The 24,037-nt window shown below is 40.2% G+C and carries 20 protein-coding genes; 14 read left to right on the forward strand and 6 right to left on the reverse strand.

Features of this window, described 5'->3' with window-relative positions; translation table 11 throughout:
- The first annotated feature begins 29 nt into the window (after window positions 1–29).
- A complete protein-coding gene (locus RDV53_RS07515) occupies window positions 30–860 on the forward strand; it encodes a Rossmann-fold NAD(P)-binding domain-containing protein (protein WP_005695719.1) in 831 nt (276 codons plus the stop codon).
- 51 nt (window positions 861–911) lie between these two features.
- Window positions 912–2,246: an argininosuccinate synthase gene (gene argG, locus RDV53_RS07520; protein ID WP_005695720.1), complete on the forward strand. Its 1,335-nt coding sequence runs from the start codon at window positions 912–914 to the stop codon at window positions 2,244–2,246.
- A gap of 55 nt (window positions 2,247–2,301) precedes the next feature.
- Here argG and RDV53_RS07525 read toward each other — a convergent pair whose 3' ends face one another.
- Genes RDV53_RS07525 through cysT form a run of 3 tightly spaced genes read right to left on the reverse strand, consistent with a single transcriptional unit; the run spans window position 2,302 to window position 5,042 of the window.
- Window positions 2,302–3,378 (reverse strand): sulfate/molybdate ABC transporter ATP-binding protein, encoded by a 1,077-nt coding sequence (locus RDV53_RS07525; protein ID WP_005695721.1) that lies wholly within the window; start codon window positions 3,376–3,378, stop codon window positions 2,302–2,304.
- Window positions 3,379–3,395: 17 nt separating this feature from the next.
- Entirely contained in the window at window positions 3,396–4,211 is an 816-nt protein-coding gene (gene cysW / locus RDV53_RS07530; RefSeq protein WP_005695722.1) for a sulfate ABC transporter permease subunit CysW, read from the reverse strand.
- A gap of 9 nt (window positions 4,212–4,220) precedes the next feature.
- Window positions 4,221–5,042, reverse strand: a complete 822-nt coding sequence (gene cysT / locus RDV53_RS07535; RefSeq protein ID WP_005695723.1) for a sulfate ABC transporter permease subunit CysT — start codon at window positions 5,040–5,042, stop codon at window positions 4,221–4,223.
- Window positions 5,043–5,299: 257 nt separating this feature from the next.
- Here cysT and RDV53_RS07540 point away from each other — a divergent pair, with 257 nt between their 5' ends.
- The 7 genes from RDV53_RS07540 (at window position 5,300) to cysI (ending at window position 14,586) form a co-directional block, all read left to right on the forward strand.
- Complete coding sequence (locus RDV53_RS07540; protein ID WP_005695724.1) at window positions 5,300–6,307, forward strand: sulfate ABC transporter substrate-binding protein; 1,008 nt, start codon at window positions 5,300–5,302, stop codon at window positions 6,305–6,307.
- Between the two features lie 11 nt (window positions 6,308–6,318).
- Window positions 6,319–7,749, forward strand: a complete 1,431-nt coding sequence (cysG, locus tag RDV53_RS07545; protein ID WP_005695725.1) for a siroheme synthase CysG — start codon at window positions 6,319–6,321, stop codon at window positions 7,747–7,749.
- Between the two features lie 10 nt (window positions 7,750–7,759).
- Complete coding sequence (locus tag RDV53_RS07550; protein WP_032822818.1) at window positions 7,760–8,494, forward strand: phosphoadenylyl-sulfate reductase; 735 nt, start codon at window positions 7,760–7,762, stop codon at window positions 8,492–8,494.
- Window positions 8,495–8,514: 20 nt separating this feature from the next.
- Window positions 8,515–9,438, forward strand: coding sequence for a sulfate adenylyltransferase subunit CysD (cysD, locus tag RDV53_RS07555; RefSeq protein ID WP_005695727.1), 924 nt, complete (start codon window positions 8,515–8,517; stop codon window positions 9,436–9,438).
- Window positions 9,439–9,664: 226 nt separating this feature from the next.
- Window positions 9,665–10,948: a sulfate adenylyltransferase subunit CysN gene (cysN, locus tag RDV53_RS07560; protein ID WP_005695729.1), complete on the forward strand. Its 1,284-nt coding sequence runs from the start codon at window positions 9,665–9,667 to the stop codon at window positions 10,946–10,948.
- Window positions 10,949–11,008: 60 nt separating this feature from the next.
- On the forward strand, window positions 11,009–12,802 hold the full coding sequence (locus RDV53_RS07565) for an assimilatory sulfite reductase (NADPH) flavoprotein subunit (protein WP_032822816.1): 1,794 nt from the start codon (window positions 11,009–11,011) through the stop codon (window positions 12,800–12,802).
- Window positions 12,803–12,819: 17 nt separating this feature from the next.
- Window positions 12,820–14,586 (forward strand): assimilatory sulfite reductase (NADPH) hemoprotein subunit, encoded by a 1,767-nt coding sequence (gene cysI / locus RDV53_RS07570; protein ID WP_005695731.1) that lies wholly within the window; start codon window positions 12,820–12,822, stop codon window positions 14,584–14,586.
- Window positions 14,587–14,679: 93 nt separating this feature from the next.
- Here the strand turns inward: cysI and fur are convergent, their stop codons facing one another.
- From fur to RDV53_RS07585, 3 genes are all read right to left on the reverse strand, one after another.
- Window positions 14,680–15,114 (reverse strand): ferric iron uptake transcriptional regulator, encoded by a 435-nt coding sequence (gene fur / locus RDV53_RS07575; protein ID WP_005695732.1) that lies wholly within the window; start codon window positions 15,112–15,114, stop codon window positions 14,680–14,682.
- Between the two features lie 33 nt (window positions 15,115–15,147).
- Complete coding sequence (fldA, locus tag RDV53_RS07580) at window positions 15,148–15,672, reverse strand: flavodoxin FldA (RefSeq protein ID WP_005695733.1); 525 nt, start codon at window positions 15,670–15,672, stop codon at window positions 15,148–15,150.
- A 124-nt stretch (window positions 15,673–15,796) separates the two neighbouring features.
- Window positions 15,797–16,582 carry an alpha/beta fold hydrolase gene (locus RDV53_RS07585; protein ID WP_005695735.1) on the reverse strand — a complete coding sequence of 262 codons (786 nt, stop codon included), beginning with the start codon at window positions 16,580–16,582 and terminating at the stop codon, window positions 15,797–15,799.
- Between the two features lie 70 nt (window positions 16,583–16,652).
- On the opposite strand from RDV53_RS07585, the gene seqA reads away from it, so the two are divergent.
- From seqA to mepA, 5 genes are all read left to right on the forward strand, one after another.
- Complete coding sequence (gene seqA, locus RDV53_RS07590; RefSeq protein WP_005695736.1) at window positions 16,653–17,294, forward strand: replication initiation negative regulator SeqA; 642 nt, start codon at window positions 16,653–16,655, stop codon at window positions 17,292–17,294.
- A 4-nt stretch (window positions 17,295–17,298) separates the two neighbouring features.
- On the forward strand, window positions 17,299–18,651 hold the full coding sequence (gene menE, locus RDV53_RS07595; RefSeq protein ID WP_005695737.1) for an o-succinylbenzoate--CoA ligase: 1,353 nt from the start codon (window positions 17,299–17,301) through the stop codon (window positions 18,649–18,651).
- A gap of 13 nt (window positions 18,652–18,664) precedes the next feature.
- Entirely contained in the window at window positions 18,665–22,009 is a 3,345-nt protein-coding gene (gene mscK / locus RDV53_RS07600; RefSeq protein WP_005695738.1) for a mechanosensitive channel MscK, read from the forward strand.
- A 15-nt stretch (window positions 22,010–22,024) separates the two neighbouring features.
- Complete coding sequence (aroC, locus tag RDV53_RS07605; RefSeq protein WP_005695739.1) at window positions 22,025–23,098, forward strand: chorismate synthase; 1,074 nt, start codon at window positions 22,025–22,027, stop codon at window positions 23,096–23,098.
- Between the two features lie 64 nt (window positions 23,099–23,162).
- Window positions 23,163–24,035 carry a penicillin-insensitive murein endopeptidase gene (mepA, locus tag RDV53_RS07610; protein ID WP_005695740.1) on the forward strand — a complete coding sequence of 291 codons (873 nt, stop codon included), beginning with the start codon at window positions 23,163–23,165 and terminating at the stop codon, window positions 24,033–24,035.
- Window positions 24,036–24,037 lie beyond the last annotated feature (2 nt).

Genomic DNA, 24,037 nt, shown 5'->3' on the forward strand with positions numbered 1-24,037 from the left:
TATGGATAAAATATTGTGAATAAAAGAGTATGAAATCTGTTGTGATAGTTGGTTTAGGTTGGTTAGGCTTACCGCTGGCGCTGCACTTAAAAGAACTTGGTTGGTGTGTAAAAGGCTCAAAACAATCCCCTAATGATGCTCAGAAATTGCATCAGCTAGGTATTGAAACTTATCCTTTTTCGCTTTCTGACGAAATGAAACGTTTACCAGACCATATTCGCCCTCTTTTTAATGTAGATGCTCTTATTCTCACCTTACCACCTGGCCGTTTTTCTTCTCAACAGTATTGTGAATATCTTGCTTTTTTAACTAATCAAGCCAAGAAACACGGCGTGCAGCATTTGATTTTTACCAGTTCAACTTCTGTTTTTCCTGATATTTCGGGGCAATTTGATGAAGGTTCTCAACGTTCAGCTGAAACAGAAATGGGTAAAACACTGATACAAGCAGAACAGTGCTTGTTCCAATCAGGAATATCGCATTGCGATATTCTTCGACTTGGAGGATTAATTGGTAAGCAACGCCATCCGGTTAAATTCTTAGCAGGAAAACACAATTTAAAACAGGGCAATTCGCCTGTTAATTTGGTGTATCTAGAGGATTGCATTCAAGCTATTACTGCCTTACTCATGAATCCAAATGGATTGCGAACTTACCATCTTTGCGCGCCAATTCATCCTACTAGAGCAGAATATTACACAAAAGCAGCAGTATTTTATGATTTACCCATACCACAATTTGAATGTAGTGATTCGGATCCGAAACGAATCATTATGGCAGATAAAATTTGTCGAGATTTAGGCTTCGCTTATCGTTATCCAAATCCCGATGATATGTTAGAAAAGCGCAGTGATTTTTGACCGCACTTTTTAAAGACTCACTCACCATAACCACAATGAAGGAAATAAAATATGTCAAATACGATTCTGCAACATTTACCTAAAGGTCAAAAAGTTGGTATCGCTTTTTCGGGCGGGCTAGATACCAGTGCGGCATTACTTTGGATGCGTCAAAAAGGTGCAGTACCTTATGCTTATACAGCAAACTTAGGTCAACCAGATGAAGATGATTACAATGCAATTCCCAAAAAAGCAATGGAATATGGTGCGGAAAATGCGCGTTTAGTGGATTGTCGTGCGCAGTTAGCCCATGAAGGGATTGCGGCTATTCAATGTGGTGCATTCCATATTTCGACTGGTGGAGCAACCTATTTCAACACTACACCACTTGGTCGTGCGGTAACCGGTACGATGCTTGTTGCAGCAATGAAAGAAGATGATGTGAATATCTGGGGTGATGGTTCAACTTTCAAAGGTAACGATATTGAGCGTTTTTACCGTTATGGCTTATTAACCAACCCAAATTTAAAAATTTACAAACCATGGCTAGATCAACAATTCATCGATGAGTTGGGCGGTCGTTTTGAAATGTCACAATTCTTAATCGCAAATGGTTTTGACTACAAAATGTCAGTAGAAAAAGCGTATTCAACTGACTCTAATATGTTAGGTGCGACACACGAAGCGAAAGACTTAGAAGAATTAAGCACTGGTATTAAAATTGTGAAACCAATTATGGGCGTGGCATTTTGGGATGAAAATATTCAAGTGAAACCAGAAGTGGTAACTGTTCGCTTTGAAGAAGGTGTGCCGGTTGAATTAAATGGTAAAACATTTGGTAACGTGGTGGATCTTTTCTTAGAAGCAAATCGCATTGGTGGTCGTCATGGTTTAGGCATGTCAGACCAAATTGAAAACCGTATTATCGAAGCCAAATCACGCGGTATTTATGAAGCACCGGGAATGGCATTATTCTATATCGCTTATGAACGTTTAGTAACTGGTATTCACAATGAAGATACTATTGAACAATATCGTATCAACGGTTTACGTTTAGGCCGTTTGTTATACCAAGGTCGTTGGTTTGATCCACAAGCGTTAATGTTACGTGAAACAGCACAACGTTGGGTCGCTCGTGCGGTGACTGGTGAAGTGACATTAGAACTTCGTCGTGGTAATGACTATTCCATCTTAAATACTGAATCACCAAACTTAACTTATGCGGCTGAACGTTTAAGTATGGAAAAAGTGGAAAATGCACCATTTGATCCAATCGATCGTATTGGTCAATTAACTATGCGTAATTTAGACGTAGCAGATACGCGCGGAAAATTAAGTATCTATTCTCAAGTAGGCCTCTTAACTACAGGGAAAGATTCCGTTTTACCACAATTAGGTAAAAAATAATTCTCTCCTTTAAATGTAAAAAAGTGCGGTTGATTTTGACCGCACTTTTGCTTTTCTAAATATTCATTTCTTGAAATAGATTTAATTTATCCGGCACGAGATAAACATGATCACCTATTTTATACTGCGCATTGAGATAGTTTTCTTTGGTAAGAATCACCTCAATCGGTTGTTCTGTTTGCGAGCTTTCCACTTCAATTCTCACGATAAAACCAATAGCATTAATATGATGAATCGTACCACTCGCTAAGGCATTATGAGATTCGCGTGAAAGCGTCAGTTCGTAAGGGCGAATATAAGCCGTTGCAGATTGGTTATTGACTGCATGAGTCGCATTGCTATGTGTTTGTAAATTATGAGCAAATTCACCAATGACTAAATTGCCTTGATCAATGTGTCCGTGGAACACATTAACATCTCCCACAAATTGTGTGACGAAAGGGGTTTGTGGTGCATGATAGATTTGGCTAGGCTCATCAATTTGCTCCACTTGACCTTTATTCATCACCACAATGCGATCAGACATATCTAATGCTTCATCTTGATCATGGGTAACGAAAATACTGGTCACATTGAGTTCATGTTGCAATTCCCGTAGCCAACGACGTAATTCTTTACGAACTTGAGCATCCAATGCACCAAAGGGTTCATCAAGTAGTAAGACTTTCGGTTGAACAGCAAGGGACCGAGCTAAGGCTATCCGTTGTTTTTGTCCACCTGAAAGTTGATTAGGGTAGCGATCGGCTAGCCATTCAAGTTTTACTAGCTTTAAAAGTGCGGTGACTTTTTCGCGAATTTCTCCTGCAGAGGGACGTTCTCTACGAGGTTTCACCGTTAAGCCAAAAGCGACATTGTCAAAGACGGTCATATTTTGAAATAGTGCATAATGCTGAAACACAAAGCCGACACCGCGTTCAGCAGCCGAAAGTTGAGTCACCTCTTTTTCACCAAACCAAATGTGTCCATTATCAGCAAATTCTAATCCGGCAATGATCCTTAATAGCGTTGTTTTTCCACAACCACTAGGCCCAAGCAAGGCGGTTAGCTGATTTTCCGGAAAGCTGAGATTGATATCTTTCAACGCATGAAACTGTCCAAAGTGTTTGTTTAGTTGCTGGATTTTGATTGTCATGTATTGTGTACCCGTTGTTATTCTTGGATTTTTTTCTTTTCCACATATCTCACTACATTTTGTAATCCCAGTGTTCCCACTGCGATTAATGCTAATAAACTGGCGCAAGCAAATGCGGCAACAAATTGATATTCGTTGTAACTAATTTCTACATAAAGCGGAATTGTATTAGTCAAACCGCGAATATGCCCAGATACAACACTCACGGCACCGAATTCACCCATTGCACGAGCGTTACTTAAAATCACACCATAAATTAATGCCCATTTTATTTTTGGTAGCGTTACGTGCCAGAAAAGTTGCCAAGTGGATGCACCTAAGATTAACGCAGCTTGTTCCTCACTTGTGCCTTGTGCTGACATGGTTGGAATTAATGATTTTGCAATAAGTGGAAAGGTAACGAATAAAGTCACGATAACAATGCTTGGCGTAGCAAACATAAAACGAATATGGTGTTCAGCAAGCCATGCGCCCCAAAGTCCATCTAACCCAAACAGCAGTAAGAACATTAATCCTACCACCACTGGTGAAATGGAAAAGGGGAGATCGAGTAGTGCGGTTAATAAGCTTTTCCCTTTAAAGTCAAAATAAGCAATAGCCCAAGCCATAACCACACCGATAAAAATGTTAATAGGTAATACAATTAAAGAGACTTTAATCGTAAGCCAAATAGCTGCTAAGGCTTCTGGTTCTTTTAATGCAGCGAAAAATAGACCAATTCCTTGTTCAAGGGCTGAATAGAATACGGTAAATAATGGGAGCAATAATATGATCGTAAAAAAACTGAGTGCGGTCAGAATTAAGATCCATTTTTGCCATGATTGGGTTTTCATAAATACCTCTTATCGAATTGGACTAATGCGTTTGGCAACAGACCACTGCGCTAAGTTAATGAATAAAATCAACAGAAATGAAATGGCAAGCATTAATAATGCAACCACAGATGCACCTTGCACGTCATATAAATCAAGTTTTGACATAATAATCAATGGTGCAATTTCGGATACAAGTGGCACATTACCTGCAATAAAAATTACCGAGCCGTATTCACCAAGCGATCGCGCAAATCCCATACCTGCGCCACCTATTAATGCAGGCAATACCGCCGGGATGATGACTTTTCGCAACGTCGTTAATCTGGATGCACCTAAAATTTGAGCTGCTTCTTCATAGCTAGGATCGAGATTTGCTAATACGGGTTGAATCGCTCGAACGGTAAAAGGCAAGCTGACAAAAATCAGCGCAATCGCAATACCACTTGGAGTATAAGCGAGTTGAATCCCTAAATGGCTTAGCCATTGCCCAATCAGTCCAGTCGGAGCATAAAGCGAGGCAAGTGCGATACCAGCAACGGCAGTGGGTAAAGCAAAAGGTAAATCCACTAACGCGTTGACGAGATTCTTACCTGGAAAGTCATAACGCACTAAAACCCATGCCAATAAAAAGCCAAAAACGATATTAATTAACGTCGCGATTACCGCCATTTCAAAGGATAGCGTTAAAGATGAGATCACTCGTTCACTCGTGATGATTTGAACGATATCAGCCCATTTTAATTGCCAGGCAGTGAGCACAAGTAATGTTAATGGCAATAATACCATTGAGCCGAGCCAGACTAATGTAATCAATATACTTCGTTTAAATCCTGGTAATACGGTTTTCATTATCCCACCTTCACAACAGATAAATACCTAAGCTTTGTAAGCGTTTTGAAATGTTCAGAAAAATAACCGCTCTTTTCCATAATGGCAAAGAACGGAAATTTATTTAATATTCCAAAGTGAAATAAGGAATCGTTTGGCTTGGTGTTTTATATTTCATTTTGTTCTATAAAATGCTTTTTCGTTATTTTTTGTACTTAACATTTTGCGATATAAATTTAGCCACACGAAATTGAGGGTAATAACGGAGGAGAGTAAAAATGAAAAAAATTGCTTTATTTTCAGTGCTTTCTTTCGTCTTGGCAGCCTGTTTATGGCATACCAGTACGGAACAAAAAACAGTGCTACTGAATGTGTCCTATGACGTGATTCGTGATTTCTATAAGGAATATAACATCGCGTTTCAACGTGAATTTCCCTCAGATGTGATGATTTCACAATCGCATGGTGGCGCCAGTAAACAGGTGCTCGGCGTGTTAAATGGCTTGCCTGCAGATGTGGTGACATTGACACAAAGTAATGATATCGACGCTTTAGTTAAAAAAGGCTTAGTGAATGCGGATTGGCAGCAAGTATTACCGAATGGTGCAGTTCCTTTTGGGTCAGTGATGGTGCTTTTGGTGAAAAAAGGAAATCCAAAACACATTCAAGACTGGTCTGATTTGGTACGTGATGATGTCAAAGTGGTCTTTGCTAATCCTAAAACCTCTGCGAACGGGCGCTTTGCTTATTTATCGGCTTTAGCTTATGCCGAACAGCATAGTGATAAACCACAAGATTTTATGTTACGCCTACTAAGAAATGTGCCGGTTTTAGAGGCGGGTGCGCGCAGTGCCAGTATTTCTTTTACGCAGCGTAATATCGGTGATGTTTTAATTGCCCCAGAAAATGAAGCAGCGTTAGCGGCTAAAACACTGGGCGAAAACAGCTTTGAAGTGGTGTACCCAAGTATAACGGCCTATACCCCAATTTATGTGGCGGAAGTGAATAAAAATACGCAAGCAGATGGTTTGCATCAACTTTCCCATGATTATTTGAGCTATTTATGGTCACCCCAAGCACAGGAACTGGCTGCCCAAAATTATTTCCGCCCGACAGATAAAAAAATTATTGCTAAAACGACCGCACTTTTTCCCGAAGTGAATCAATTTGATGTGAACCAACGTTTGGGTTCGTGGGATACGATTAATACCAAACATTTTGTCGATAACGGCTTATTTGATCGTTTATATGTCAGTGCACAACGTGCTGATAAAGTGAATAAATAGGAGTGATACCCATGAATTATTTTCCACTTTTTGCTGATTTAACTGGTCGCCCGGTACTTGTTGTCGGCGGTGGTTCAGTGGCTGCTCGTAAAGTTGGGTTGTTGCTCAAAGCAAATGCTCAAGTCCGTATTGTTGCTCGCCAATTAAATGAAGAGTTAAGCGAGCTTGAACGTCAAAATAAAGTACTATGGATTGCGAAAGAATTTAATGCCGAACAAATGAGAACGGTGATGTTAGTGATCACGGCAACAAATGATGAGGTATTAAATCACCGTATTTTCCATTTAGCCGAAAGCCAACATAAATTAGTCAATGTGGTGGATGATCAACCTCATTGTAGCTTTATCTTCCCTTCTATTATTGATCGTAATCCGATCCAAATCGCGATTTCGAGTGGTGGAAAGGCGCCAGTATTAGCCCGTTTATTACGTGAGAAACTGGAAGCATTATTGCCACAACATTTAGGCAAAATCGCTGAGATTTCTGGTAAGTGGCGTGATCAAGTAAAAGCAAAATTGGCATCGGTCACCGAACGTCGCCGTTTTTGGGAAAAAATGTTTAGCGGACGTTTTGCAAGTCTCGTTAAGAATCAACAAGAGGCACAAGCTGAAGAGGAATTGGCTGAGCAACTAGAAAATAACTATCAAGGTGGTTTTGTCTCTTTAGTTGGTGCCGGTCCTGGCGATGCTGGGTTATTAACTCTTAACGGTTTACAGGAAATTCAACAAGCTGATGTGGTGCTTTACGATGCATTGGTTTCTGGTGAGATTCTTTCTTTGATTCGTCGTGATGCAGAACGTATTTTTGTGGGGAAACGTGCCAATGGTCGTTCTGTCGCACAAGAAGAAACCAACCAATTGTTATTAACCCTTGCCCAACAAGGCAAGCGAGTAGTGCGTTTAAAAGGCGGCGATCCTTTCGTTTTTGGACGCGGTGGCGAAGAATTAGAAGTATTAGCTCAACATCAAATTCCATTTTCGGTTGTACCCGGTATTACAGCGGGTATTGGCGCAACAGCCTATGCTGGCATCCCATTAACTCACCGAGATTATGCACAAAGCGCCATTTTTGTGACCGGTCATCGTAAAGCCGATGCCTCTGATATTGAATGGCAAACCTTAGCAAGAAGTCATCAAACCTTAGTCATTTATATGGGGACGTTAAAAGCGCAAGTCATTGCTGAACATTTACAACAATATGGTCGAGCTGCGAATACGCCTGTTGCGATTATCAGCCAAGGTACTCAACTTACTCAAAAAACAGCGATTGGCACACTTGCAAATTTAGCTGAATTAGCTGAAAAAGCAGAGACTCCAGCCTTAATTGTAGTGGGAGAAGTGGTGACATTACACGAACAATTAGCGTGGTTTGGCGAAGAGAAACAACGTCAAAAACAACCGCACTTTACCTTAGAAAGTCTAACCATCAGTCAAGTGGCGTAAGGAGTGGATGATGAGTTTATTTAAACCGACTTTTTGGCAAATTCCACTTGTTAGCCTTGATGTACAAGAGCGTTTGGCAGAAAAAACAGCCACATTGAAGCAACGTTTACATCAAATAGCTGATAGCCATCACAATACACGCTTTGCCAGCAGTTTAGCCGTAGAAGATATGGTTATTACCGATGTCATTGCACGTGAAAACTTAGATATTGGTATTTTTACTTTAGATACCGGTTTACTCCATCAAGATACGTTAAATTTATTAGACAACCTTGAGAAAGTCTATCCACATCTTCAAATAGAACGCTTTCAGCCGATTGCTGATGAAGTGACTCGCTACGAGGAAGAAAAAGGGAAATTTGCTTTTTATGAAAGCGTGGAATTACGTCGCGAGTGTTGCCATATCCGTAAAATCGAACCCTTAAATCGCGCGATTCAAGGTGCAGATGCATGGCTTACCGGACAGCGTCGAGAACAATCGGCTACACGTACTGCGCTCCCTTTTGCTGAGCAAGATCAGTCTCGTGGTATTGATAAATACAATCCTATTTTTGATTGGTCAGAAAAAGATGTGTGGGCTTATATCTTAGCGAACAATGTACCTTATAACGACCTTTACCATCAAGGTTTCCCAAGCATTGGCTGTGAACCTTGTACCCGCCAAGTTAAACAGGGCGAAGATATTCGCGCCGGCCGCTGGTGGTGGGAGAGTAAAGATAGTAAGGAATGTGGATTACATAAGTAGAAAAATATAGGAAGCAAAACATGACAAAAACTGAACTCAACAACCAACATCTAGACTGGCTCGAGGCGGAGTCGATTCATATTATTCGTGAAGTCGTCGCGGAATGTGAAAACCCAGCGTTGCTTTTTTCCGGTGGGAAGGATTCGGTGGTATTGCTGGCATTAGCCCGTAAAGCATTTCAGTTAGGTGATCGTCCGGTACATTTACCGTTTCCATTGGTGCATATTGATACCGGCCATAACTATCCAGAAGTGATCCAATTTCGAGATGAACAAATGGCAAAACTTAACGCTCGCTTAGTCGTTGGGCATGTGGAAGATTCCATTGCCAAAGGCACGGTGGTATTACGCAAAGAAACGGATTCGCGTAATGCGGCACAGGCGGTCACTTTATTAGAAACCATTGCAGAGAATGGATTTGATGCCTTGATGGGCGGTGCACGTCGTGATGAGGAAAAAGCTCGTGCTAAAGAACGAATTTTCTCGTTCCGTGATGAGTTCGGCCAATGGGATCCTAAGGCACAACGTCCGGAATTATGGTCTCTGTACAATGCTAAATTGCATAAAGGTGAAAATATGCGAGTGTTTCCGATTTCCAACTGGACGGAATTAGACATTTGGCAATATATCGCTCGTGAGAATTTGGAATTGCCTCCGATTTATTACAGCCATAAACGAGAAGTTGTACGTCGTAAAGGTTTGTTAGTACCAGTGACACCATTAACCCCTAAATTGCCAAATGAAGTCAGCGAAGTATTAGATGTTCGTTTCCGTACTGTGGGTGATATTAGCTGTACCTGTCCGGTAGCGAGCACTGCATCAACACCATTAGAAATTATTGAAGAAACCGCTATTGCCGACATTTCTGAACGCAGCGCGACTCGTCTAGACGACCAAGCCAGCGAAGCCGCCATGGAGAAACGGAAAAAAGAAGGGTATTTTTAGTATTTCTACTTTCTTGCTTGTGCAAGAAAGTAGCAAAGAACACACCCCAATTAAATCGCTCCTCTTCACTTTGTTTCAATTTTCTTAACGAAAAATTTATAAACTCGCTACGCTCAAACAGTACAAATTTTTCTAAAAATTGAGACTCGTTCAGGCGATTTATATGGGGCATGATTCAAAGATGATGAAATACAAAAGAATAATTAACAGAATATAAGGAAGAAATATGACACAACATTCAACTCCACTTCGTTTTATTACTGCCGGTAGTGTAGATGACGGGAAAAGTACCTTAATCGGCCGCTTACTTTACGATAGTAAAGCTTTATTAACCGACCAAATTAAAACCCTTAACGCAGGAAAAGAAAAAGGTAATAAAGAAGCCATTGATTTTTCTATTTTGACAGATGGTTTGGAAGCAGAACGTGAACAGGGCATCACCATTGATGTGGCGTATCGCTATTTCTCTACGGCAAAACGTAAATTCATCATTGCCGACACCCCAGGACATGAGCAATACACACGTAACATGGTGACAGGAGCGAGTACAGCATCTGCTGCAATCGTCTTAATTGATGCTTCTCAGCTGAATTTTGATGAAAAACCGTTACAACTCTTACCACAAACTAAACGTCATTCAGCGATTTTGCGTCAATTAAATTGCCCGCACATTTTAGTGGCGGTGAACAAAATGGATTTATTGGATTACAGCGAAGAAAAATTCAATGCTATTGTGGAGGCGTATTGTCAATTGGCGCTACAGCTAGGTTTAAAAGATGTGCATTTTGTGCCGGTATCTGCATTGCTTGGCGATAACCTAGTATATGCAAGTGAAAGCACCCCTTGGTATCAAGGCGAACCTTTACTCACCATTTTAGAAAATTTACCAAGTGTAGATGAAGTGAGCCATTCTAATGCTGATTTCTATTTTCCTGTGCAATTAGTCGTACGTCAGGATGCGGATAAAGCTGATGATTTCCGCGGTTATCAAGGTCGAATTGAGCGCGGTTCCGTGCAACAGGGGCAGACTATTCGAATTGAACCGAATGGATTAACCGCTAAAGTGACTGAGATTATTACGCCAAAAGGTGAGGTGACACAGGCGGTGGCCGGGGAAGTGATTACCTTACGTTTAGATCGCGATATTGATATTTCCCGTGGTGATTTATTTGTGGATGAAAGTTCACCACTTACACCAAAAAAACAACTTGAAGTCACAATTTGTTGGTTTGATGAACGCCCATTAAATACCGCCCGTAAATATTTACTTAAACATGGTACGCAAACCGTATTTGCCAAAATCAGTGAAATTGAAAGTGTGTTAAACGTTCATACACTAGAACAAGAAAGTGGTGCTACAGCCTTAAAGATGAATGATATTGCTAGAGTGCGTTTAAGTTTACAGAAACCGATTGTTGCCACAACTTACGAAGAAAATATTGCTGGTGGCGCTTTTATTTTAGTTGATGAAGCAACTTATAACACAGTAGCAGCTGGTATGATTCTCTAAGTCGCGCTTTCTTTAATATGTGAATTTACTGATATTACTCATTTTTTTGTGGGGAAACTTATGCAACACAACAATCCATTACCAACAGAAATACTGAATCTCTTACCAACGCTAACTCCTCTTCAATTGGCATGGCTTTCCGGTTATGCATGGTCGCAAGCTTCCGGTGTAGAACAACAGGTCGCAGGGCAACATTTGGCAGCAAATTTGACCGCACTTTCGGCAGAACCTTTTTCAATTACTGTGCTTTCAGGCTCCCAAACCGGCAATGCTAAATCGGTGGCAGATAAAGTTGCCGCAGAGCTTACAGAAGCCGGTATTGCCGTGAAACGTGTCGCTTTAAAAGATTATAAAGCGAAAACCATTGCTGATGAAAAATACCTGCTCTTAGTGACTTCTACGCAAGGTGAAGGCGAGCCACCGGAAGAAGGTGTGGTATTGCATAAGTTATTAAACGGTAAAAAAGCACCAAAACTCACCGAATTGCAATTTGCTGTGTTGGGATTAGGGGATAGTTCTTATCCAAATTTCTGCCAAGCAGGCAAGGATTTTGATCAGCGTTTTGCCGAATTAGGCGCGACGCGTTTATTTAAGCGAGTGGATGCAGATTTAGATTACAGTGCAACCGCGGAACAATGGATCAGAGATATTGTGGCTATCGTAAAAGAAAAGGCTGCGCAGGCTTCACCGGCTGTGCAAAGTATTGGTACTGCTACAACCGCACCGGTAGCCAAGGAAAGCCAATACAATAAAGCCAATCCATTTTCTGCAACGTTAATCACTAACCAGAAAATTACTGGTCGTCAGTCTGATAAAGATGTTCGTCATTTAGAGTTTGATTTAGCCGGCTCAGATCTTCATTACCAAGCGGGGGATGCACTCGGCGTATGGTTTGACAATGATCCTAAGTTAGTCGATGAAATTTTATCGCTCGCACAGATTGATCCTACTACAGAAGTGACAATTGAGGGAAAAGCGCAAACTATTTCGACCGCACTTTTATCGCATTTAGAGCTGACTCAAAACACGCCAGCTTTTGTGAAAGGCTATGCAGCTTTGGCGAATAACGAACAGTTAAACGATTTGGTTGCGGATAATCAAGCATTGCAAGAATTGGTTCAACGTACACCGATTGTGGATGTATTACATCAATTTCCTGCAAAATTAACTGCTGAACAACTGGTTTCATTATTGCGTCCTTTAACGCCTCGTTTGTATTCCATTTCATCTTCTCCAGCAGAGGTTGGGGAAGAAGTCCATCTAACCGTTGGCGTGGTACGTTTTGAATATGAAGGTAGAGCACGTAGTGGCGCAGCCTCAAGCTTTTTAGCGGATCGCGTAGAAGAAGATGGTGCTGTGCGTGTATTTGTAGAACATAACGATAATTTTCGTCTGCCAAATGATACGACTAAGCCAATTATTATGGTGGGTTCCAGTACCGGCGTAGCACCATTCCGTGCTTTCATGCAGCAACGCGTAGCCGATGAGGCGAGTGGTAAAAACTGGCTGATTTTTGGTAATCCGCATTTTGCCAGCGATTTCCTTTATCAAACCGAATGGCAACAATTTGCCAAAGAAGGCTTCTTGCATAAATACGATTTTGCTTGGTCACGTGATCAAGAGAAGAAAATCTATGTGCAAGATAAAATTCGTGAAAATTCGACTGCACTTTGGCAATGGTTACAAGAGGGCGCTTATTTTTATGTCTGTGGAGATGCATCAAAAATGGCAAAAGATGTGGAACAAACATTACTCGACGTCATTGCTAAAGAAGGTAATTTAAGTTCGGATGAAGCAGAAGATTATTTAAATGAACTGCGTGAAGTAAAACGTTATCAACGCGATGTGTACTAGATTTGTGGGGTGAAAAAATGACAGAGCAAAACAAACAAAAAGGCTTGGAATGGCAAGAGAAACCGCTTTCTGACAATGAACGCTTAAAAACCGACAGTAACTTTTTACGCGGTACCATTTTAGATGATTTAGAAGATTCCTTAACCGGTGGTTTCCGTGGGGATAACTTTCAATTAATCCGTTTCCACGGTATGTATGAACAAGACGATCGTGATATTCGTGCCGAACGTGCAGAGGAAAAACTCGAACCGTTGAAATTTATGCTGTTACGTTGCCGTTTACCGGGGGGAATCATCAAACCATTCCAATGGATTGAATTGGATAAATTCGCCCGTGAACACAGTTATTATCGTTCGATTCGTTTGACCAATCGTCAAACTTTCCAATATCACGGTGTGCCGAAAAGCCAATTACAAACCATGCATCGTTTATTGCATAGTCTGGGATTAGACTCAATTGCTACGGCTTCAGATATGAACCGTAACGTGTTATGTACTTCCAATCCAATTGAATCGGCATTACACCAACAGGCGTATGAATATGCCAAGAAAATTTCAGAACATCTGTTACCACGTACACGAGGATATTTAGATGTATGGATTGATGGTAAGAAAGTCCAAAGTAGCGATGATTTTTTACAGGAAGAACCGATTCTCGGTAAAACTTATTTGCCACGTAAATTTAAAACAGCTGTGGTGATTCCACCACTCAATGATGTGGATTGTTACGGAAATGACTTAGATTTTGTAGCGATTGCTGACGAGAACGGCAATTTGGTTGGTTTTAATGTATTGGTGGGCGGTGGTTTATCCCTTGAACATGGCAATACCAAAACCTATCCGCATATTTCCCTTGAACTGGGTTATGTGCCGTTGGAATACACTTTAAAAGCAGCGGAAGCCGTGGTGACAACCCAACGGGATTTTGGTAACCGTAGTGATCGTAAAAATGCACGTAGTCGTTATACCATTCAAAACATGGGATTAGATAATTTCCGCGCCGAAGTCGAACGTCGTATGGGGATTCCATTTGAACCGATTCATCCGTTTAAATTTACTGAACGCGGCGATCGTATTGGTTGGGTAAAAGGCATCGATAACAACTGGCATTTGACCCTGTTTATCGAAAGCGGCCGCTTGGTGGATAACGATGAGAAAAAATTACTGAGTGGGGTATTGGAAATTGCCAAAATTCATAAGGGCGATTTTCGTATCACCGCCAACCAAAATCTGATCGTGGCAAATGTAGCGGAAGAGGATAAAGCACAAATTGAACAAATTGCGCGTGATTACGGTTTAATTCGTGATGATGTGAGTAAATTACGTGAAAACTCAATGTCTTGCGTTTCTTTCCCAACCTGTCCATTAGCGATGGCAGAATCAGAGCGAATTCTTCCAAGCTTTATTGATGAACTGGATAAAGTGATGGCGAAATATCATGTGGCTGATGATTATATTGTTACGCGAATTACCGGTTGTCCAAATGGTTGTGGTCGCGCAATGTTGGCGGAAATCGGTTTAGTGGGCAAAGCAATTGGTCGTTACAATCTGCATATTGGTGGGGATCGTGAAGGTGTGCGTATTCCACGTCTTTATAAAGAAAATATCACGATTCCGGAAATTATCACTGAACTTGATACTCTGATTGGCCGCTGGGCAAATGAGCGTCATGCAAACGAAGGCTTTGGTGATTTTACCATTCGTGCGGGCATTATCAAACCAGTAGTAAATGCACCGGTTGATTTCTGGGATGACTCAAAAGTGATTATTAAATCAGCGGCTTAGTGCGCAAAAGTGCGGTTAATTTTGACCGTACTTTTAGTTGAGAGAATAAAAAACCTTAGGTTTTAGCCTAAGGTTTTTGTTTTTTAGTAAGAATTATTTTTTCTCGTCACATTTGCTGATATCGCTACATTTGCCGTAGAGATATAAACTGTGTGCTTTTAATTTGATGCCATGTTGTTCACTGATTTCTTTTTGACGTTGTTCGATAATATTATCAGTAAACTCAAATACTTTACCGCAATCTTCACAGATAATGTGATCGTGGTGTTCTGTTGGAGCAAGTTCAAAAACAGACTTGTTACCTTCAAAATTATGACGAATTAAGATATGCGCTTCATCAAATTGGTTAAGTACTCGATATACGGTTGCAAGGCCAATATCACTGCCTTGTTCTAACAAGATTTTATACACTTCTTCAGCTGAGAAATGTTCATGTTTGTGCTCTTGCATCAATGCAAGGATAGTGAGTCGAGGTTCAGTAATTTTTAACCCTGCTTTTTTGAGTAATTTGATGTTTTCTTCAGACATAATATTCCCTTAAATTTGTTAAATTAGAGATGGTTAAGCTAACTCTGCTAAACACATTTCATCATAGATCTGTTTTGTCCATTTCTCGACACGTTCTGCAGTGAGTTCGGGTTGACGATCTTCATCAATACATAAACCGATAAAGTTTCCATCATCTAATAGTGCCTTTGATGATTCAAAGGTATAACCATCTGTTGGCCAGTTTCCGACAATAATTGCACCGTGTGGTTCAACGATATCACGAACTGTACCGATCGCATCGCAGAAATAATCAGCGTAGTCTTCCTGATCACCACAGCCAAAAATACCCACTAATTTGTCAGTAAAATCAATTTCTTCTAGGGTTGGGAAGAAATCATCCCAATCTGCTTGTGCTTCACCGTAGTACCAAGTCGGAATACCGAAAAGTAAAAAATCATAACCTTCGATATCTTCTTTCGTGCTTTTTGCTATGTCACGAATATCAACTAATTCATTGCCTAATTGTTTTTGAATCATTTTTGCAATATTTTCTGTATTACCCGTGTCACTACCATAAAATAAACCGACAACTGCCATCGTTCTTTCCTTTTGAAATATAATTAGTTAATAAATAAAGATGAGAGACTAAAACCCTACAATTTGTGCGAACTATATCATAAATGAATTCTCATTTGAATAGAATAATTCTCATTTAAAACGATTAATTCTTATTTAGAAACCTATCAATCGCACGTATCACAAAATCAGGTTTTTCTGCGTGAACCCAGTGTCCACAACCATTAATGGTAAAGGATGTCGCATTCGGGAATTGTTTAAGAATAGTTTCTGTATATTCAGGTTTAATATAAGATGAAAGCCCGCCTTTGATGAAGAGAGTAGGCGTATTAGCAAAGATCTCTTGCCAATCCATTAGCTCTGCATAATGTTCAAAAAGTGCGGTCAAATTGAAACGAAAATATTCACTTGAAGTAGGTTCAAAAGATTTCAACATAAATTGCACCACACTTGGATCGGCAATTTCAGTTTCTAAAATAGGCTTAGCTTGTTGACGAGTTTGTGGCTGCGCTTTTTTAACGGCAAATAAACCACGAAACACATCATCGTGTCCTGCACTACTATTAGCCACTGGAGCAATATCAATAACAATCAATTTTTCCACACGCTGCGGTTGAAGTGCGGTCATTTTCATTGCTGTTTTTCCGCCCATTGAATGACCAATTAAAATCACTTTATCTAATTGAAGATGATCGATAAGTTGCCATACATCATCAGCCATGACATCGTAATTCATTGTTTCTGAATGAAAACTATGCCCATGATTACGTAAATCTACGCGCAAAATATTATAGTTATCGCTAAATGCACGCGCGATGACACCAAGATTATTCATATCCCCAAACAAGCCGTGAATGAAAACTAAAGTAGGTGAATTAATTGATTGTTTTGCTTGGTGAAATTGATGGTTTAATAATTGGGAAGATGACATATATTTTGCGTGAGAATTTGGTTAGAAATCGTTATAATGGACGAAAATTTTAGCAAACGGAGAGAAAAAAATGAAGATAATTGAAGTCGATGAAGAATTATATCAATACATTGCGGCACAAACTCAATCTATTGGAGAAAGTGCGTCTGATATTCTTCGCCGTTTGTTGAATTTACCTATTCACGCAACAAGCTCGGTTGATACCTTTGAATCAGTCGCGTCAGCTGAAACGTCAAAAAGTGCGGTGCATTCTGAGCCTGTTTTAGCGGAAAAAACAACCGAAGCATCTCAACCAAAAGTTGAACCGGTCGAACCGCCAAAAGCAGTGAAAAAACAGTCGGATGAAGCAATAAATCACATTGTTGATAAAGTGCGTGCACTCTTGAATTCTGCTGAATTTAAAGAAGAGCCAAAAGCCGTTGTGCGTTTTTTAAGTATATTACGTACGCTTTATCGTACCAATCCAGAAAGCTTTGCACAGGCAACCGAAAGCTTGCAAGGCCGTACTCGTGTGTATTTTGCTCGTGATGAAGGAACGTTGCTTGTGGCGGGTAATCATACTAAACCAAAACAAATTCCAGATACACCATATTGGGTGATTACCAATACCAATAGTGGCCGTAAAATGTTGATGTTAGAAGGGGCGATGCAGTCTATGCATTTGCCGGAATATTTAATCGACGAAGTTCGCCCTTATTTCGTTAGCAACTAAGTCAATGCAAAAATTCCCTTGGCAAGCATTTGCCCAAAATTCAGCGTATGCAAATCAGGTCGCGTTGCGAAATTCGCAGGGCGATTCTTTTACTTGGGCAGAACTTGCTGAGAAAATTAATCAGGTGGAAGCCTTTCTTTTACAACAAGGTGTGACAGCGCAAAGTGCGGTTGCTTTTTGTGGTAAAAATTCAGAACAGATCTTATTTCTTTATTTAGCCGTTATTCAGCTAGGCGCAAAAATTTTAGGTATCAACCCTGCATTTCCTCAAGAAAAAAGAGAAGAATTGTGCCAAGTGTATGGGGTGGATTTTTGTTATCAAGCCGAAGATATTCATTATTTAGCTACTAAAGCATTACCCGAACATAACGCTGACTTTACAAAAGCGGCAACGATGACATTAACATCGGGCTCGACTGGTTTGCCTAAAGCGGTGGTGCATAATGTGTCTGCTCATTTAGCTAATGCAGAAGGCGTTTGTGCCTTAATGAATTTTGGCAAAGATCAATCATGGCTACTTTCTTTGCCGCTTTATCATGTTTCCGGACAAGGCATTGTGTGGCGGTGGCTTTACGCAGGGGCAACCTTAGTTTTACCGAAAGAAGATTTTTATCAATCTATTGGTGAGGTTTCCCATGTTTCTCTCGTGCCAACGCAATTGCAGCGTTGGTTTGATTATTTGGCCGAACATCCACAATCTATCCAAACTAAAGCGGTATTATTGGGTGGAACACAAATCCCCGTAAAATTAACCCAAGCGTTAAGTGAATTAGGGATTCGCAGTTATTCAGGTTATGGTATGACCGAAATGGCTTCTACCGCATTCGCTAAACAATCGGATGGAAAAATCGGTGTGGGACAGCCTTTGCTTGGCCGAGAGTTCAAGTTAGTGAATGAAGAAGTTTGGCTAAAAGGTGCCGGACTTGCTATGGGATATTGGCGAGATGGGTGTGTTGACCCGCTTACTAATGCTGAAGGTTGGTTCCAAAGCAAAGATAAAGGTCAATGGCTCGATAACGAATTAGTCATTCAAGGCCGATTAGATAATATGTTTATTTCCGGTGGTGAAAATATTCAGCCGGAAGAAATTGAAAAAGTGATTGCACAATCAGATTTGGTGAAACAAGTCTTTGTTTTACCTAAACATGATGAGGAATTTGGCCATCGTCCTGTCGCGATTGTTGAATTTCATACCTCATTTAATGAAAGTGCGGTTGAATCTCTCAACGTTTTTTTACAAGGGCGATTGGAACGATTTAAGCAACCCATTGCCTACTATGAACTCCCGACGAATTTAATCCAAGGGGCAATAAAGATTTCTCGCAAAGCACTGGCCGATTGGCTGTCGCAACAATAGGAAAGTTAGTTTAATGAAAAAAATCTCTCGTGTTTTGACCGCACTTGGTCTTTCATTTGTTTTTACAATGTCGCTTTCTCAGCCTGTTTGGGCAGAGAATAGTAATGCTGATTTGCCGACAGAAAAAACACTAAAAAGTGAATTAGCTGATGCACAAAAATTACCGGATGGTGATGAAAAGACAAATAATATTGCGACAATCCAGGCTTCGCTTGATTTCTTGCAACAAATTCAAACACAGCAAAAAAATAATAACGATTTGCAAGATACGCTTATTGATGCAGATTCTGAAATTCAGAAGAATAATGCTGATCTTCAAAATCTTAAAAAACAGTTAAACACGCCAAGTAACACCGATTATGCTTCACAAAGCTTAGCTAATCTACAGGCTCAGGTTGAGAAACTGACCAATCAACAACAAGATGCCCAATCTGCCTTAAGTGCGGTGAATACACAACTTGTAGGGCAGAGCTCGGTATCTGAACGTGCTCAAACAGCCTTAACAGACAATGTTAAACGTACGCAAGAATTGAATCAGAAATTAGCTGATCCAACGACAAGTTCACTATTAAAACAGCAAATTCAGCTTGAATTACAACTGATTGAGCTAAAAAATATCTATAATCAAGTGCTATTAAAAAATAGTGATCAGTTGACAGTGCTTTATCAAAGTCGATATGAATTATTGAATGCGCGTGTTCAAGCGCTACAAAAACAAATTGCCGCCATTCAAGAAGTGATTAATCAGAAAAATTTGGCTAAAACACAAAATCAAGTTGAGCAAGCACAACAACAAAGCCAAAGTATTGATAAAAATCCTTTGATTCAGAAAGAATTGGATTTGAATGCACATCTTAGTCAGTCTTTACTTGAACAAACTGAGAAAATAAATACCTTAACGCAAGATGAATTGCGTATGCGAAATGTGTTGGATAACTTAACACAGACACAGCGTACTATTGATGAGCAAATTAGTGCTTTGCAAGGTACGTTGGTGCTTTCACGTATTATTCAGCAACAAAAACAAAAATTACCGACAAATTTAAATATTCAAGGCCTTTCAAAACAAATTGCGGATTTGCGTGTACAGATCTTCGATATTACGCAGAAACGTAATGAGCTTTATGATATTGATGCCTATATCAGTAAGGTCGAGCAGGATGAAAATAAATCTTTTACACCGGCGGAAAAAACACAATTAACTAATTTGTTGATTGAACGTCGTAAAGTTTTATCTGACTTAATAAAGTCGTTAAATAACCAATTAAATTTAGCAATTTCCTTAGAACTAACGCAGCAACAGATTACTCAAATCAGCGATCAGATTCAGTCTAAACTTGACCAACAAAGTTTCTGGGTAAAAAGTAATAATCCAATTAATCTTGATTGGTTCAAGAAATTACCAATGTCACTCAAAGCGCAATTTGATGGTATTGGTAAAAAATTAGGTTTTCCAACAAACTTTGATAATTTGCCGTATTTACTCACTTATGTCTTTATTTTGTTTGTGATTGGTGGGTTGATTTTCAAATTTAAAGAATCGATTAAACAACGTTTGAGCGTGATTAATGGCGAAATTAATACGCTTCGTTCTGATAGCCAATGGCATACGCCTCTTGCGTTATTTTATACGGCGCTTTTATCGTTATCTGGTACCCTTTGGTTTTTAGCAGCTTGCCAACTTTTAGGCTTTTTCTTTGTAAAAAATCCACAAGAGTTTTGGGAATGGTCGCTCAGTATGGCGGGCTATTGGTGGTTCTTTAGTTTTGTTTTAGCTATTCTTCGTCCGAATGGTATTTTAGTGCGCCATTTCGGTTTTTCTAAAGAGAGTGCGATTGCTCTGCAAGACGTCACAAAACGTATCATTGTTTCCGTTGTGTTATTACTGAATACGTCGATTTTCAGTAATGTCATGGATACCGGATTAGCGAATGACGTTCTCGGCGAAATTAATACGATTGTTGCCTTACTTTTCTGTATTGTGATTATTGCGCCACGTTTCGTTCGCACAGAAAAATCGCTGAATTCAAGCGCAACGGATCAGCGTGATAGAACGCTTTTAAAAATTATGCGCGTTTTATTGCAATTGGTCCCTGTTATTTTAATTGCACTAATTGCTTTAGGATATTATTACACCGCCTTAAATTTAATTACGCATATTATTAATACCTACATTGCGTGGGTAGTGTGGTCGTTGGTACGTCATACAATTTATCGAGGCGTCACCGTTGCATCAAGACGTTTAGCTTATCGTCGTTTACAAGAGAAACGCCAGCAAAAACAACAAGATTTAAATGATGGCTCACCATCTGATGATGTGGTCGTAATTACCGAACAAGAAGAGGGATTGGCCTTAAATGAAGTGCGTAGCCAGTTACTACGCTTTGCCGATCTCTTTATTTGGACCGCACTTTTTGCCATCTTCTATTATGTATGGTCAGATTTAGTGACCGTTGTAAGTTATTTGCGTGATATTACCTTGTGGCAACAAACTTCAACAACTGAAGCGGGCGTGGTGACAGAAACGATTTCACTCTTTAACTTGATTGTTGCATTAATCATTGTCGTGATTACCTATATTTTGGTGCGTAACATTCAGGGTATTTTAGAAGTATTAATCTTCTCTCGAGTGAAACTTTCACAAGGTACACCTTATACCATTACCACCTTATTAACCTACATCTTTGTTGCAGTTGGTGGAGCATGGGCATTCTCAACACTCGGGATGTCTTGGTCGAAATTACAATGGTTGTTTGCAGCCCTTTCCGTTGGTCTCGGTTTTGGTATGCAAGAAATTTTTGCAAACTTTGTTTCGGGTATCATTTTATTATTTGAACGTCCAATCCGTGTAGGCGATACAGTAACAATTAATGGCGTGACAGGTACGGTGGCGAAAATCCGCATTCGTGCGATTACTATGATTGATCCTGATCGAAAAGAAGTGATTGTGCCAAATAAATCTTTTGTAACAGGTCAAGTGATCAACTGGGCATTATCTAATACCGTTACTCGTTTAGTGGTTTCCGTTGGTGTGGCGTATGGTTCAGATTTAGACTTAGTGAAACGCTTATTATTGCAAGCCGCGCATGAGCAACCAAGTGTCTTAAAAGATCCAGAACCAAGAGCATTATTCTTGACCTTTGGGGCAAGTACATTAGATCACGAATTACGTGTTTATGTAGGGCAAGTATCTGAGAGAAATGATACACTTGATGCTCTCAATCGCCGTGTGAATGAGTTATTTGCAGAAAATAATATTGATATTGCATTCAATCAATTAGATATCTTTATTAAAAATAAAGATACTGGCGAAGAGATTCCATTTATTGATGTGGCAAAATTAGCCCAAAATCATTAATTAAAGAGAGAAAATATGGCAGGGAATACTATCGGACAACTTTTTCGTGTGACAACCTTTGGGGAATCACATGGTATTGCATTAGGCTGCATCGTTGATGGTGTGCCACCGAATCTTGAATTATCGGAAGCCGATATTCAACCTGATTTAGATCGTCGTAAACCCGGTACATCACGCTATACCACACCGCGTCGTGAAAACGATGAAGTACAGATTTTATCTGGGGTATTTGAAGGTAAAACAACGGGTACCAGCATTGGAATGATCATTAAAAATGGTGATCAACGTTCACAAGATTATGGTGATATTAAAGATCGTTTCCGCCCAGGGCATGCAGATTTTACCTATCAACAAAAATACGGCATCCGTGATTATCGTGGTGGTGGACGTTCTTCTGCCCGTGAAACTGCCATGCGTGTTGCTGCGGGTGCGATTGCGAAGAAATATTTACGTGAGCAGTTTGGCATTGAAGTGCGTGGTTTTTTAAGCCAAATCGGCGAAGTGAAGATTGCGCCACAAACTGTCGGCAAAATTGATTGGGATAAAGTGAATAGTAATCCATTTTTCTGTCCGGATGAAAGTGCGGTTGAAAAATTTGATGAATTAATCCGTGAATTGAAAAAAGAAGGCGATTCGATTGGGGCAAAACTAACCGTGATTGCAGAGAATGTCCCTGTTGGTTTAGGTGAGCCTGTTTTTGATCGACTTGATGCCGATTTAGCCCATGCGTTAATGGGAATTAATGCCGTTAAAGGTGTAGAGATAGGCGACGGCTTTGCAGTAGTTGAACAGCGTGGCAGTGAACATCGTGATGAAATGACACCAAATGGTTTTGAAAGCAACCATGCTGGCGGTATTTTAGGGGGCATTAGCTCAGGTCAGCTAATTATTGCGACCATTGCACTAAAACCGACGTCTAGTATCACTATTCCAGGTCGTTCCATTAATTTAGCGGGCGATCCTGTTGAAGTGGTAACAAAAGGCCGTCATGATCCTTGTGTAGGTATCCGAGCAGTCCCTATTGCAGAAGCCATGGTCGCAATTGTGTTACTCGATCATTTGTTGCGTTTTAAGGCGCAATGCAGATAACTCTTTTAAATTAAGTTTATTTTTTCTTTTATTGAAGATAAGGTCATTCGTTTTAGGAAATCTTATGAATAAATCTTTAGCAAAATTATTTTCAAGTGCGGTTGTTTTAGGGAGTGTTTTTTTCTCGCTACAAACAACGGCCTCGCCACAAGATTGGCAACGTATTAAACGTCCAATTCCAGCAACAGATGGTAAAGCGAATCCAATTGGTAGCTATTCGAATGGTTGTATTATCGGGGCGGAGCCATTGCCTTATAAAGGTGAGGGCTATCAAGTTATTCGTATGAATAAAAATCGCTATTATGGTCATCCGGATATGATTGCCTATTTACAGCGTCTTGGGCAAAAAGCGAAGTCTGCAGGCTTACCAACGATGTTAGTGGGAGATATTGCCATGCCGGGTGGTGGGCGCTTTTTAACGGGGCATGCAAGCCATCAAATGGGGTTAGATGCGGATATTTGGTTGCGTATGGGCACAATGACAGACAGTGAAGCACTAAATTCAGATGGAAAAGGCTTACTTGTGGTGAATCGTCAAACACAACGTGTTGATGAAAATGTGTGGAATAACAATCACGCCACCTTAATTAAACTGGCAGCGCAAGATCCCAAAGTCACGCGTATTTTTGTGAACCCCGCGATTAAATTAAAACTTTGTCAAACTGCGGGAGACGATCGTGCTTGGTTGCATAAAATTCGCCCATGGTTTGGACATGATTCACATTTCCACGTGCGTATCGTTTGTCCTAAAGATGCCGCTTATTGTGAAGATCAAGCACCGGTACCCGCAGGTGATGGATGTGGCGATGAGCTTTATTCTTGGTTTGAACCGGCAAAACCAGGTTCAGGCTCTTCTAAACCAAAAGTGACACCGCCAGAACCGTTCTTGTGCCAACAAGTGTTGAGTTCGCCAAATAGTAGCGAATGGTTAGAGTAGGA

Origin of the sequence: Haemophilus parainfluenzae ATCC 33392, assembly GCF_031191205.1 — a bacterium.
Classification (GTDB): domain Bacteria; phylum Pseudomonadota; class Gammaproteobacteria; order Enterobacterales; family Pasteurellaceae; genus Haemophilus_D; species Haemophilus_D parainfluenzae.

What these genes read in the sequence shown, in the direction of transcription:
- RDV53_RS07515 (WP_005695719.1), top strand. Translation starts at nt 30, where the DNA reads ATGAAATCTGTTGTGATAGTTGGTTTAGGTTGGTTAGGCTTACCGCTG.
- argG (WP_005695720.1), top strand. Translation starts at nt 912, where the DNA reads ATGTCAAATACGATTCTGCAACATTTACCTAAAGGTCAAAAAGTTGGT.
- RDV53_RS07525 (WP_005695721.1), bottom strand. Translation starts at nt 3,378, where the DNA reads ATGACAATCAAAATCCAGCAACTAAACAAACACTTTGGACAGTTTCAT.
- cysW (WP_005695722.1), bottom strand. Translation starts at nt 4,211, where the DNA reads ATGAAAACCCAATCATGGCAAAAATGGATCTTAATTCTGACCGCACTC.
- cysT (WP_005695723.1), bottom strand. Translation starts at nt 5,042, where the DNA reads ATGAAAACCGTATTACCAGGATTTAAACGAAGTATATTGATTACATTA.
- RDV53_RS07540 (WP_005695724.1), top strand. Translation starts at nt 5,300, where the DNA reads ATGAAAAAAATTGCTTTATTTTCAGTGCTTTCTTTCGTCTTGGCAGCC.
- cysG (WP_005695725.1), top strand. Translation starts at nt 6,319, where the DNA reads ATGAATTATTTTCCACTTTTTGCTGATTTAACTGGTCGCCCGGTACTT.
- RDV53_RS07550 (WP_032822818.1), top strand. Translation starts at nt 7,760, where the DNA reads ATGAGTTTATTTAAACCGACTTTTTGGCAAATTCCACTTGTTAGCCTT.
- cysD (WP_005695727.1), top strand. Translation starts at nt 8,515, where the DNA reads ATGACAAAAACTGAACTCAACAACCAACATCTAGACTGGCTCGAGGCG.
- cysN (WP_005695729.1), top strand. Translation starts at nt 9,665, where the DNA reads ATGACACAACATTCAACTCCACTTCGTTTTATTACTGCCGGTAGTGTA.
- RDV53_RS07565 (WP_032822816.1), top strand. Translation starts at nt 11,009, where the DNA reads ATGCAACACAACAATCCATTACCAACAGAAATACTGAATCTCTTACCA.
- cysI (WP_005695731.1), top strand. Translation starts at nt 12,820, where the DNA reads ATGACAGAGCAAAACAAACAAAAAGGCTTGGAATGGCAAGAGAAACCG.
- fur (WP_005695732.1), bottom strand. Translation starts at nt 15,114, where the DNA reads ATGTCTGAAGAAAACATCAAATTACTCAAAAAAGCAGGGTTAAAAATT.
- fldA (WP_005695733.1), bottom strand. Translation starts at nt 15,672, where the DNA reads ATGGCAGTTGTCGGTTTATTTTATGGTAGTGACACGGGTAATACAGAA.
- RDV53_RS07585 (WP_005695735.1), bottom strand. Translation starts at nt 16,582, where the DNA reads ATGTCATCTTCCCAATTATTAAACCATCAATTTCACCAAGCAAAACAA.
- seqA (WP_005695736.1), top strand. Translation starts at nt 16,653, where the DNA reads ATGAAGATAATTGAAGTCGATGAAGAATTATATCAATACATTGCGGCA.
- menE (WP_005695737.1), top strand. Translation starts at nt 17,299, where the DNA reads ATGCAAAAATTCCCTTGGCAAGCATTTGCCCAAAATTCAGCGTATGCA.
- mscK (WP_005695738.1), top strand. Translation starts at nt 18,665, where the DNA reads ATGAAAAAAATCTCTCGTGTTTTGACCGCACTTGGTCTTTCATTTGTT.
- aroC (WP_005695739.1), top strand. Translation starts at nt 22,025, where the DNA reads ATGGCAGGGAATACTATCGGACAACTTTTTCGTGTGACAACCTTTGGG.
- mepA (WP_005695740.1), top strand. Translation starts at nt 23,163, where the DNA reads ATGAATAAATCTTTAGCAAAATTATTTTCAAGTGCGGTTGTTTTAGGG.